This is a genomic window from Streptomyces sp. CB02980, assembly GCF_014451325.2.
GTDB lineage: Bacteria > Actinomycetota > Actinomycetes > Streptomycetales > Streptomycetaceae > Streptomyces.
Genome location: NZ_JACSCH020000002.1, coordinates 428,335 through 441,936, shown reverse-complemented (window position 1 = coordinate 441,936; position 13,602 = coordinate 428,335). Strand labels below are relative to the sequence as shown.

Below are 13,602 nucleotides of genomic sequence, written 5' to 3'. Positions count from 1 at the left end.
CGTACGCGAGGACACCCCCGGCAACCGTCGTCTGGTCGGTTACCTCGTCCCCGTCGAGGGCGCGGCCCCGGACGCCGAGGCGGTCCGCCGCCATGTCGCCGCCGTGCTGCCCGAGTACATGGTCCCCTCGGCGGTCGTCATCCTCGACGCGGTGCCGCTGACCCCGAACGGCAAGACCGACCGCACGGCCCTGCCCGCGCCGCAGCAGACCGCGGCGGTACGGGGCCGGGAACCGCGCACCCCGCAGGAAGCGATCCTGTGCGGTCTGTTCGCCGAGGTCCTCGGCGTCGGCCGGGTCGGCATCCACGACGGCTTCTTCGCGCTCGGCGGCCACTCGCTGCTCGCGACCCGGCTGCTCAGCCGCATCCGCTCGGTCCTCGGCGTCCAGCTCGGCATCCGGGCCCTCTTCGAGGCCCCGACCGTCGCCGGTCTTACCGAGCGCCTCGACGGCGCCGGCTCGGCCCGCCCGGCCCCCGCCCCGGCCGAGCGGCCCGACGCGGTCCCGCTGTCGTTCGCCCAGCGCCGCCTGTGGTTCATCAACCAGATGGACCCGACGAGCCCGCTCTACAACATCCCCATGGTCCTGCGCCTGTCCGGAGGCCTCGACCGGGCGTCCCTCGACGCGGCGCTCGCAGACGTGACACAGCGCCACGAGAGTCTGCGGACGGTCTTCCCGGCCACCGACGGCGAACCCCGTCAGGCCGTCCTCCACGGCGAGGCGCAGCCCGTCGGCCTCACCGTCCTGGACGCCTCCGAGGAGAGCTCCGCCGACGCCTCCGACCCGCAGAACAGGATCGCCGAACTCCTCGGCCGCGGCTTCGACCTGACCCGGGAGGTCCCACTGCGGGCCACCCTGCTCGCCACCGGCCCGGACGAGCACGTCCTCGTCCTCGTCCTGCACCACATCGCCGGTGACGCCTGGTCCCTCGCCCCACTCGCCACGGACCTCTCCACGGCCTACACGGCCCGCCTCCGGGGTGACGCCCCGCAGTGGACGCCGCTCCCCGTCCAGTACGCCGACTACACGCTGTGGCAGCGCGAGCTGCTCGGCGACGAGGCCGACCCGGACAGCGAGATCGCCCGCCAGCTCGCCCACTGGACCGACGTGCTCGCCGGTCTGCCGGAGGAGCTCGCCCTGCCCACCGACCGGCCCCGGCCGCTGACCGGCGCCCAGCGCGGCGCGAAGCTGCGCTTCGCCTTCGACGCCCAGTTGCACCGCCGGCTGCTGGCCCTCGCCGGCTCCACGGGCACCAGCCTCTTCATGGTCCTCCAGGCCGGACTGGCGTCCGTCCTCAGCCGGCTCGGCGCGGGCGACGACATACCGATCGGCGCCCCGATCGCCGGCCGCACCGACGACACCCTCGACGACCTCGTCGGCTTCTTCCTGAACACCCTGGTCCTGCGCACCGACACCTCCGGCGCCCCGTCCTTCCGCGAACTGCTCGCCCGCGTCCGGGACACCGACCTCGCCGCGTACGCCAACCAGGACCTGCCGTTCGAGCGGATCGTCGAGGCGCTCAACCCGCAGCGCTCGCTGACCCGTCACCCGCTCTTCCAGGTGACGCTGACCGTGCAGAACTCCCGCGACGCCGCGCTCGAACTGCCCGGCCTGACCGTGTCCGCCGAGGCCGGCGCTTCCTCCTGGGCGCGGTTCGACCTCTCCCTCGGCCTCGGCGAACGGCACACCGCGAACGGCGTCCCGAACGGCCTCGAAGGCGTCGCCGACTACTCCGCCGACCTCTTCGACCGCGACACCGTCGACACCGTCGTCGACCGACTGGAGCGCCTGCTGCGTGCCGTCGTCGCCGACCCCGACCGCTCCATCGGCGACATCGACATCCTCGACGCCGCCGAGCGTGGGCGGTTGGTGAGCGGGTGGAATGCGACGGGTGCTGTGGTGCCGGTGGGTGTGGTGCCGGTGTGGTTCGCGGAGTGTGTGGCGCGGGTGCCGGAGGCGCCGGCGGTGGTGTGTGGTGAGGTGCGGTTGTCGTACGGGGAGTTGTGGTCGCGTGCGGTGGGTGTGGCGAATGAGCTGACGGCTGTGGGTGTGGGTCGTGGTTCGGTGGTGGCGTTGGCGGTGCCGCGTTCGGTGGATGCGGTGGTGGCGATGCTGGGTGTGGGTCTTGCGGGTGGGGCGTTCCTGCCGGTGGATCTGGACTTCCCGGCCGATCGCATCGCCTACATCCTCTCCGACGCCGCTCCCTCGGTGATCCTGTCGAACCATGAGGCTGCTGACCGGCTGCCGGAAGGGTCCGCCGCCCCCGTACTGCTCCTGGACGGCATCGAGCCTGCCACGGAGTTGGTGGGGAAGTGTGAGGTGTCGGCGGGCGACGCGGCCTATGTGCTGTACACGTCGGGGTCGACGGGTCGGCCGAAGGGTGTGGTCGTGCCGCATGGCGCGCTGCGGAACTTCCTGTGGTCGATGGGTTCGCAGGTGGAGCTGTCGGCGGGGGAGAAGTGGCTGGCGGTGACGACGTTCGGCTTCGACATCTCGTTGCTCGAGGTCTTCCTGCCGCTGGTGTCCGGTGCCGTCGTGGTGATCGCGGACCGTGATGTGGTGCGTGATCCGGCGCGGTTGGGCGCTCTGGTGCGGTCCGAGGACATCGCGGTGATGCAGGCGACGCCGAGCCTGTGGCGTGCGCTGACGGAGACGGACCCGGAGGTTGCGCAGGGTCTGAAGATCCTTGTCGGTGGCGAGGCCGTGGACGCCGCCCTCGCCGATGTGCTGGCGCAGGCGGGTGCGTCGGTGTGGAACATGTACGGGCCGACGGAGACGACGATCTGGTCGACCAGCGCGCTGCTGTCGGGTGACGGTGGTACGCCGATCGGCGCGCCGATCGCCAATACGCAGGTCTACGTCCTCGATGGTCGTCTGCGTCTGGTTCCGCCGGGCGTGTCCGGCGAGCTGTACATCGCCGGTGAGGGAGTCGCCCGCGGCTACCTCGGTCGTCCGGGGCTGACCTCGGAGCGGTTCGTCACGGATCCGTTCGGTGAGCCGGGTTCGCGGATGTACCGGACGGGTGACCTGGTGCGGTGGACGGATTCGGGTGTTCTGGAGTTCGTCGGCCGTGTCGACGATCAGGTGAAGGTGCGGGGCTACCGCATCGAGCTCGGCGAGGTCGAGTCCGCACTGTCGAAGGTGGACGGTGTCGCCCGTGCCGTGGCCATGGTCCGTGAGGACTCCCCGAACGACCGCCGGCTCGTCGGCTACGTCGTCCCCGCCGAGGGAACGGCACTGGAAACGGAAGCGGTCCGCCGTGCGGTGGCCCGCCTGCTGCCGGAGTACATGGTCCCGTCGGCGGTCGTGGTCCTCGACGCGGTGCCGTTGACGCCGAACGGGAAGACGGACCGCAAGGCACTGCCCGCGCCCATCGCCTCGGGTGTCGTCCGGCGTGAGGCGCGTACGGCCCAGGAGGACATCCTCTGCGGGCTGTTCGCGGAGATCCTGGGCCTGGCCCGGGTCGGGATCGACGAGAGTTTCTTCGACCTCGGCGGGCACTCCCTGCTCGCGACCCGGCTCGTCTCCCGGATCCGCACCGTCCTCGGTGTCGAACTCCCCGTCCGCGCACTGTTCGAGACCCCGACCGTCGCCGCCCTCGCCCCGTACCTGGAGCGAGGAGGGGAGACCAGGCCCGCGCTCGTCCCGTGGCAGCGGCCGGCCGAGATCCCGCTCTCCTACGCGCAGCGCCGCCTCTGGGCGCTGAGCCGGCTCGGTGCGACGGCCGGCACGTACAACATCCCGATGGTCACCCGGCTCCGCGGCCCGCTGGACGCGGTCGCGCTGGAGACCGCGCTCGCCGACGTGGTGACCCGCCACGAGTCGCTGCGCACCGTCTTCCCCGCGACGTCCGACGGCACGCCCTCGCAGGTCGTGCTCGACCCGGCCGAGGCGCGTCCCTATCTGCACGTCGTCCAGGTCGAGGAGTGCGCCGTCGAGGCGGCCGTAACCGCCGCGCAGCGCACCGACTTCGCCCTGGACACCGATCTGCCGCTGCGCGCCCAGCTGTTGGAGCTCGGACCCGAGGACCACGTCCTCGTGCTGGTGCTGCACCACATCGCCGGCGACGCCTCCTCGATGGGGCCCCTGGTCCGGGACCTGGCCGCCGCGTACACCGCGCGCGCCGAGGGCGGCGCGCCGCAGTGGGCGCCGCTCCCGGTCCAGTACGCGGACTACGCGCTGTGGCAGCGCGAGGTACTGGGCGACGAGGCCGACCCGGACAGCGAGATCGCCCGCCGGCTCGCCCATTGGAAGCAGACCCTCGCGGGCCTGCCCGAAGTGCTGGCGTTGCCCACCGACCGGCCCCGCCCGGAGGAGGCAGGCCACGAGGGCGGACTCGTGCCGCTCACGCTCGACGGCGAGCTGCACGCCGGGCTGCTCGACCTCGCCCGCTCCAGCCGGACCACGGTCTTCATGGTCCTCCAGGCGGCGCTGGCGAGCCTGCTGACCCGCCTCGGCGCGGGTACGGACGTCCCGCTCGGCACGCCGGTCGCGGGGCGCGGCGACGAGGCGCTCGACGACCTGGTCGGATTCTTCGTCAACACGCTGGTGCTGCGCACGGACACGTCCGGCAACCCGTCCTTCCGCGAGCTGCTGGCCCGGGTCCGGGAGACCGACCTCGCCGCCTACGCCCACCAGGACGTGCCGTTCGAGCGGGTCGTGGACGCGGTCGCGCTGCGCCGGTCGACCGCGCACCACCCGCTGTTCCAGGTCATGCTCTCCCTGGACAACGTCTCGCGGGCCGATGTGCGCCTCGCCGGACTGACCGTCGACGCCGTCGGCGAGCCGGCCGGCGACGGGGCCGGGCGCGCCAAGTTCGACCTGTCGGTGCGGCTCTCCGAGCAGCGCTCCGACGAGGACGGACCGGCCGGTCTGCACGGCACCGTCGCCTACGCGGCGGACCTGTTCGACCGTGCGACGGTCGAGGCGATGGCGCAGCGTCTCGTCACCGTCCTGAAGGCCGTGGTCGCGGACGCCGACCGGCGGATCGAGGACCTCGACATCCTCGACGCCGCCGAGCGCGAGCTGCTGCTGTACGGCTGGAACGACACCGCCCGCCCGCTCCCGGACCTCCTCGTCCCGGAGCTGATCGAGGCCCAGGTCGCCCGCACCCCCGACGCGCCCGCCCTGTCCGCGGGCGACGTGACCCTCACGTACGCGGAGCTGAACGAGCGGGCGAACCGGCTGGCGCATCTGCTGATCGGGCGCGGCGCGGGTCCCGAGTCGATCGTGGCGATCGCGGTGCCGCGGTCGCCGGAGATGATCGTCGCCGTGCTCGCCGTGCTGAAGTCCGGCGCTGCCTACCTGCCGGTCGACACCGAATACCCGGCCGACCGCATCGCGTACTTCTTCGAGGACGCCCGGCCCTGCCTGGTCGTCACCAGCACCGACGCCGAGGAGCGCGTGCCGTCCGCGGTCGCCGCCGGGCGGATCGTCGTCGATGCGCCGGACACCGTCGCCGCACTCGCCGCCCAGCAGGCGCGGAACCCGGTCGACGCCGACCGGACCGCCTCGCTGACGGCCCGCACGCCCGCGTACGTGATCTACACCTCCGGCTCCACCGGTCGCCCCAAGGGCGTCGTCGTCGAGCACGGCGGCATCCCCAACATCGTCCTGGCCCGGACCGGTCCGTACGCGATGGGCCCGGGAAGCAGGGCGCTGCAGTTCGCGTCGCTCAGCTTCGACGCCGCGATGTCGGAGATCTGCACTCCGCTGTCCGCCGGCGCGTGCCTGGTGCTCGGCCCGGCCGACATGCTGCTCCAGGTCGCCGAACTGCCCGCGCTGCTGCGCGAGCAGGGCGTGACCCACGCGACGCTGCCGCCCGCGGTGCTCGCCCAGCTCTCGCCCGCGAGCCTGCGCACCGTCCGCACCCTTGTGACGGCCGGCGAGGCCGCCCCGGCCGGTCTGGTCGCCACCTGGGCGCCCGGGCGGCGCATGTTCAACGCGTACGGCCCCACCGAGACCACGGTCTCCTGCACCATGGCCGGACCGCTCGCCCCCGAGGCCGGGGTGCCGCCGATCGGCGGCCCGCTGCCCAACACCCGCGTCCACGTCCTCGACCACCGGCTGCGGCCGGTCCCGGTCGGCGTCCCCGGCGAGCTCTACGTCGCCGGGATCGGCGTGGCCCGTGGCTACCTCCGCCGGCCCGGCCTGAGCGCCGAGCGGTTCGTCGCCGACCCGTTCGGGCCGCCCGGCAGCCGGATGTACCGCACCGGCGACGTGGTCAGCCGGATGCGCGACGGCCGGCTGCGGTTCGTCGGCCGGGCCGACGGCCAGGTGAAGCTGCGCGGCTTCCGGATCGAACTCGGAGAGGTGGAGTCCGCCCTGACGGGCGCGCCGGGCGTCGACCGCGCCGTCGCGACCGTCCGGGAGGACCGTCCGGGCGTTCGGCAGCTCGTCGGCTACCTCGTCGCGGAGGCGGGTGCCGGACTCGACCTCGGAGCGGTACGGACGTACCTGCGGGCCGCCCTGCCGGCGCACCTGCTGCCGTCCGTCCTCATGGAGATCGACCGGGTCCCGCTGACCGTCAACGGCAAGACCGACAAGGCCGCGCTGCCCGCCCCCGAGCAGCCCGGGACCGCCCCGGCCGCCCCGGCGGCGGAACGGTCCCCGGAGCCGTCCGCCGACGACGACCCGCAGGCTCTGCTCTGCCGGATCGTCGGCGAGGTCCTCGGCCTGGCCGGAGTCGGCGCCGACGACAACTTCTTCGCCCTGGGCGGCGACAGCATCAACGCCATCCAGGTCGCCGGCCGGGCCCGCCAGGCCGGGCTCGTCCTCACACCGCGGGACATCTTCCGCCACCAGACCGTCGCGGAGCTGGTGTCCGCGATCCGCCCCGCCGCCGCGGAGGCCGCGCCCGTCGCCGACGACGGCGTCGGCGCCGTCCCCGGCACCCCGGTGGTCCGCTGGCTGCACCAGCTCGGCGGCCCGTTCCAGGGCCTCAACCAGTCCGTGCTGCTCCGGGTTCCCGGGGGCCTCGGACAGGACGAGCTGACCGGGGCCGTCCAGGCCGTCGTCGACCACCACGACGTGCTGCGCGCACGGCTCACCGGTGCCGCACTCGGCCTGCCGTGGAACCTGGAGACCGCGCCGCGCGGCACGGTCGACGCCCGTTCCTGCGTCAGCCGCGTCGACGTCCGGGACGCCGCGGCCGATGCCGGCGACGTCGCCGCCGCGGTCTCCGCGCACGGCGAGGAGGCCCGGCGCCGGCTCGACCCGGAGAACGGCGTCCTGCTCCAGGTCGTCTGGTTCGACGCCGGCCCGGACGAGCAGGGCCTCCTCCTCGTCCTCCTGCACCACCTCGTGGTCGACGGCGTGTCGTGGCGGATCCTGCTGCCGGACCTCGCCGCCGCCTGGCAGGCCGCCCGCGACGGCCGCGACCCGCGGCCCGCCCCGGTCGGCTCGACCTTCCGCCGCTGGGCGCAGGCCCTCGTCATGGAGGCGCAGAACCCGGCCCGGATCGCCGAACTCCCGCTGTGGCGGCAGCAGACGCAGGGCCGCGACCCGCTCCTCGGCGCGCGCCCTCTCGACCCCGCCGTCGACACCCGGGAGACCGCCGAGCATCTGACGGCCGCCCTCCCCGCGGACCTGACGACGGCGCTGCTGACCGACGTTCCGGCCCGGTTCCGCACCCAGATCAACGACGTGCTGCTCACCGGCCTGACCCTCGCGGTCGCCCGCTGGCGCCGCCGCTGGACCCAGGACGCGTCCCACGCGGTCCTCGTCGACATGGAGGGCCACGGCCGCGAGGAACTCGACGAGACCCTCGACCTGTCCCGTACGGTCGGCTGGTTCACCAGCCGCTTCCCCGTCCGGCTCGATCCCGGCCCGCTCGACCTGGACGAGGCGCTGGACGGCGGCGCCGCGACCGTCGCCGCGCTGGGGCAGATCAAGGAGCAACTGCGCGCCCTGCCCGACAACGGACTCGGCTACGGCCTGCTCCGCTACCTCAACGCGGACACCGCGCTCGCCCTGGCGGGCGCCGCCGCCCCGCAGATCGGCTTCAACTACCTCGGCCGGGTCGGCAGCGGCGGCGACACCCTCGGCGAGGCCGGACCCGCCGGCTGGTCCAGCGCGTCCGACCTGCGGATCCCGCTGCTCCCCGCCGACCCGGGCATGCCGTTCGGCCACTCCGTCGAGATCAACGCGGTCACCCGGGACGGCGACGGCGGGCCCCGGCTCCACGTCACGTACTCCTGGCCCGCCGGACTCTTCGACCGCGCCGAGATGGAGGAGCTCGCCGAGCTGTGGTTCACCGCCCTGCGCGCCCTCGCCGACCCCGGCCAGTCCGAGCGCGGTGACGGGCTCACCCCCGGCGACCTGCCGACGTCCGGGCTGACCCAGCCCGAGATCGACGACTTCGCCGCCGCACCCGGCGGACTGGAGGACGCATTCGCGCTCACCCCGCTCCAGGAGGGCCTGTTCTTCCACGCCCTCCAGGCGGACGACAGCGGCACGGACGTCTACACCGTCCAACTCGTCCTCGACCTCGAAGGCCCGCTGGACCCGGCCGCCCTGCGCACCGCCGGACAGACCGTCCTCGACCGGCACCCCAACCTGCGGGCGGGCTTCCACCACCGCGCGGACGGAGCGGCCGTCCAGGTCGTGCCGCGCACCGCCGCCCTGCCCTGGGACGAGGCCGACCTCGGCGCACTGCCCGACGACACCGCGCAGCGCGAACTCGCGGCGCTCACCGAGGCCGCCCGCGGCCACCGGTTCGACCTGAGCCGGCCGCCGCTGGTCCGCTTCCTGCTGATCCGCCTCGGCGCCGAACGGCACCGGCTGGTCATCACCAAGCACCACATCCTGCTCGACGGCTGGTCCATGCCGCTGTTCCTGCGCGAACTGGTCACCCTGTACGAGAACGGCGGCGACGCGGCCACGCTGCCCGTCCCCGCCCCGTTCCGCTCGTACGTCGACTGGCTCGCCGCGCAGGACCGCACGGTGAGCGAACGGGCCTGGCGCGACACCCTCGCCGGGATCGAGGAGCCCACCCTGCTCGCCCCCGGCCGGGAACCGGCCGGACCCGCGCTGCCCGAGCAGCTCGTGCACGACCTGTCGCCGGAGCTCACCGCGACCCTCCAGGCGCACGCGGCCCGGGCCGGCGTCACCATGAACACCGTGGTCCAGACGGCCTGGGCACTCGTCCTCGGCCGTCACCTCGGACGCGACGACGTCCTGTTCGGCACCACGGTCTCCGGCCGGCCGCCGGAGCTCCCCGGCGCCGAGAACATGATCGGCCTGTTCATCAACACCCTGCCGGTACGGGTCCGGTTCGACCGCTCCGAACGCTGGAGCGCCGCCCTGGCCCGCGTCCAGGACGAACAGGCCGCCCTGCGCACCCACCAGTACCTCGGCCTCGCCGACGTGCACCGGATCGCGGGCGTCCGGCCGCTGTTCGACACCGCCCTCGTGTACGAGAACTACCCGCTGCCCGAGGACACCGAGCGCTCCCCCTCCCGGCTGCGCGCCACCGCGGTCCAGGGCCGTGACGCGGCCCACTACCCGCTGCTGCTGGTCGCGTCGCTGCGCTCGCAGGGCCTGCGGTTCCGTCTCGACCACCGGCCCGAGGTGCTCGGCGCGACGACCGCCCCCACCCTGCTGGAGCGGCTGACCCGTGTCCTGGAGTCGGTGGCCGCCGACCCGGAGCAGCCGGTGGGGCGCGTCTCGGTGCTGTCCCGCGAGGAGCGCCGCGCGCTCGCCGAAGGCGGCACGCCGACCCCGCTCGCCGCCGGCGCGCACGGCGGCCCCGGCGACACGATCCATGGCCGGGTCGCCGCCCTCGCCGCCCGCACCCCGGACGCCGTCGCGGTGTCCCTGGGAGACGAGCGGCTCACATGGCGGGAACTGGACGAGCGGGCCAACCGGATGGCCCGGCTGCTGCACGAGCTGGGCACCGGCCCGGAGGACCGGGTCGGCATCCTGCTCGACCGGTCGCCGCTGCTGGTCGTCGCCTTCCTCGCCGTCCTCAAGGCGGGCGCGGTCTGCGTCCCGGTGGCGGCCGCCCACCCCGCGCAGCGGCAGCGGACCGTCCTCGACCGGGCCGGCGTGCGCGTGCTGCTCACCGACGCGGCCCGCGCCGCCGACCGGGCCGGTGCCCCGGACGACGGCGTCACGACCGTCGCCGTGGACACCGACCCGCGCCCGGCCCGCCAGGACCCCACCGACCCCGGCACGCCCGTCGAGCCGGACCGGCTGGCGTACGTGTTGTTCACCTCCGGCTCCACCGGCGTGCCCAAGGGCGTGGCGGTCACCCACCGCGACGTCGTCGAGCTCGCCGACGAGCCCTGCTGGGCCCCGGGCGCGCGGGAGCGGATGCTGTTCCACTCGTCGCACGCCTGGGACGCAGCCCTGCTGGAGCTGTGGGGGCCGCTGCTGAACCACGGCACGGTCATCGTCGCCCCGCCCGGTGAGACCGACCTGAGGGACCTGGCCCGGCTCCTGGTGGCCGAGCGCGTCACCGGACTCTGGCTGACGGCCGGTCTGTTCCGCTGGCTGGCCGAGGAGGAGCCGGACTGCTTCGCCGGAGTCCGCGAGGTGCGCACCGGCGGCGACGTCGTCCCCGCCGACGCCGTCCGCAAGGTCCTTGCCGCCTGCCCCGGCACCGTCGTCAGCAATGGCTACGGGCCCACCGAGACCACCGTGTTCGCCACCCACCACATCATGGGGGCGGGCGACCCGGTCCCGGACAACGTGCCGATCGGCGTCCCGCTGCACGGGATGGCGGCCTATGTGCTCTCCCCGGAGCTGGAGCCGGTCCCCGCCGGGGCCGTCGGCGAGCTGTACCTCGCGGGCTCCGGGCTCGCCCGCGGCTACGAGAACGACCCGGCACTCACCGCCCGTTCGTTCGTGGCCGACCCGTTCGGAGATCCAGGGACGCGGATGTACCGCTCCGGCGACCTGGCCCGCCGCCGCCCGGACGGCGCCCTGGAGTTCGTCGGCCGGGCCGACGACCAGGTGAAGCTGCGCGGTTTCCGGATCGAGCTCAGCGAGGTCGACGGCGCGCTCGCGGCCCTGCCCGGCGTGGCCCACGCGGTCTCCCTGGTCCGCGAGGACCGGCCCGGCGACAAGCGCCTCGTCGCCTACGCGGTGCCCGTGCCCGGCGAACCCGCCCCGGGCGCGGCGGAGATGCGTGCCCGGCTCGCCGAGACGCTGCCGGACTACCTCGTCCCGGCCGCGGTCGTCCTGCTCGACGCGCTGCCGCTCACTGCGAACGGCAAGCTGGACCGGGCGGCACTGCCCGCCCCCGCCGACGCTGCCGGGGGCACCGGACGCGGCCCGCGCACCCCCCGCGAGGAGCTGCTGTGCGGCCTGTTCGCCGACGTCCTCGGCGTCGACGCGGCCTGCATCGACGACGACTTCTTCGCCCTCGGCGGCAACTCGCTGCTCGCGGCAGGACTCGTCAGCCGGATCCGCGCCGTCCTCGGCGTCGAACTCGGCATCCAGGCGCTGTTCCTGGCGCCCACGGTCGCCGGACTCGTCGCCGCCCTCGACGACGAGGACGCGGACGCCGCCGGAGCGCTGGACGTCCTGCTGCCGCTGCGCACCCGCGGTGACCTTCCGCCGGTGTTCTGCTTCCACGCCGCCGGCGGCCTGAGCTGGCGGTACGCGGCCCTGCTGCGGCACCTGCCGGCCGGCCACCCGGTGTACGGCCTCCAGGCCCGCGCATTCGCCGAGCCCGGCCACCGCCCGGCGAGCCTGGAGGAGGCCGCCTCCGACTACGTGGAGCGGATCCGCTCCGTCCAGCCGTCCGGCCCCTACCACCTGGTGGGCTGGTCGCTCGGCGGCCTGGTCGCCCAGGCGGCCGCGGTCCTCCTGGAGGAGGCCGGAGAGGAGGTCGCGACCGTCGCGGTCCTGGACTCCTACCCGGCGCGGCCCGGCGACCCGGTGGTCGTGCCCCCGGCGGCGCAGGTCCTCGGCGCCCTCCTCGACGCGGCCGGCGTAGGCCCCGACCGCGGCGAGGAGGAGCTCACCCCCGAGGCGGGCGCCGCGCTGCTGCGGGCCCGCGGCGGACCGCTCGCGGCGCTGCTCGCCGACCGGGTCGGCGCCCTCGTGGACGCGTACCGCACCGGCGTCGAGCTGCGCGCGGGCTTCGCCCCGCGCCGGTTCACGGGCGACCTGCTGCTGTTCGTCGCGAACGGCGGTTCCGGAGGGAGCGGCTCCCGGCACGGTTCCGGGCAGGACCCCGCGGGCGCCGTCGGCGAGAAGGCGGACCGCTGGCGCCCGTACGTCGGCGGCGCGATCGCCGTCCACCCGGTCGACTGCCGCCACGAGGACATGCTGCGGCCCGAGCCGCTGACCGTCGTCGGCGGCGTGCTCGCCGCCCATCTGAACGCCCGCACCACACGGAAGGACAGCTGATGAAGAAGGAGTTGTACGCACTGGGGGAGACACCGCCCCTGGGCGAGGTGCCCCGTCGCATGCACGCCGGCGTGATCCGGCGCGAGCGGTACGGCCCGCCCGAGCAGTCGATCCAGGTCGAGACCGTGGACGTGCCGCCGGTCGGCCGCGGGCAGGTCCTCATCTGGGTGATGGCCGCCGGGATCAACTACAACGGCGTCTGGGCCGGACTGGGCACCCCCGCCGATGTCATCGCCGACCGTCAACGGGCCGGCGATCCGCTCGACTTCCACATCGCCGGATCCGAGGGCGCCGGAGTGGTCTGGGCCGTCGGCGAGGGGGTCAAGCAGCTCAAGGTCGGCGACCACGTCATCGTCGGCGGCGTCGCCTGGGACGAGTCGGCCCCCGACATCCGCCTCGGCACCGACCCGACCGCCTCCCGCTCCCAGCGGGCGTGGGGCTACGAGTCGAACCACGGCTCCTTCGCGCAGTTCACCGTGGCCGACGAGTACCAGTGCCACAAGAAGCCCCCGCACCTCACCTGGGAGGAGGCCGGCTGTTTCCTCGGCGGCGGCTCCACCTCGTACCGCATGCTCATGGGATGGCACCCGCACACGGTCCGGCCGGGCGATCCCGTCCTCGTCTGGGGCGGCGCCGGCGGTCTCGGATCCATGGCCATACAGATCGTGAAATACTTCGGCGGAATTCCGGTCGCCGTGGTTTCGGACGACGATAAATTCGACTACTGTAAGCGCCTGGGAGCGCACGGCGTCATCAATCGGAATGATTTCGACCACTGGGGTCGGCTGCCTGATTCGAGCGACACCGTCGCCTACCGGGAATGGCTCTCCGGGGTCCGCTCCTTCGGCCGGGCCTTCTGGGACGCGCTCGGCGAGCGCAGAGACCCCGCCATCGTCCTGGAGCACCCGGGCCGGGCCACCCTGCCGACCTCGGTCTACGTCTGCGACCGGGCCGGCATGGTCGTCACCTGTGCCGGCACCAGCGGCTACAACGGCGACATCGACCTGCGGTTCCTCTGGATGTTCCAGAAGCGGCTCCAGGGCTCGCACGCCGCGAACGTACGCCAGACCGCGGCGATCATCGAGCTCGTCGCGGCCGGCCACATCGACCCCTGCCTCAGCCTCGCCCTGCCGTTCGCCGAGATCGGCCGGGCGCACCAGATGGTCTACGAGAACAAGCAGCCGCCCGGCAATGTGGCGGTCCTCGTGAACGCGCCTGAGCCGGGCCTCACGGATATGCGCTGA

2 protein-coding genes (1 of these 2 only partly in view) are annotated in these 13,602 nt (G+C 74.2%); both read left to right on the top strand.

The features are described from left to right. Nucleotides 1-12,358: the 3' portion of a non-ribosomal peptide synthetase gene (locus tag E0F75_RS05550; RefSeq protein ID WP_187621331.1), read on the top strand. It extends 5,840 nt beyond the left edge of the window; the window shows 12,358 of its 18,198 coding nt (coding positions 5,841-18,198); its start codon lies off the left edge, out of view; its stop codon occupies nucleotides 12,356-12,358. Beyond that, complete coding sequence (gene ccrA, locus E0F75_RS05545; protein WP_187621330.1) at nucleotides 12,358-13,602, top strand: crotonyl-CoA carboxylase/reductase; 1,245 nt, start codon at nucleotides 12,358-12,360, stop codon at nucleotides 13,600-13,602. Before E0F75_RS05550 ends, ccrA begins: the two co-directional genes overlap by 1 nt.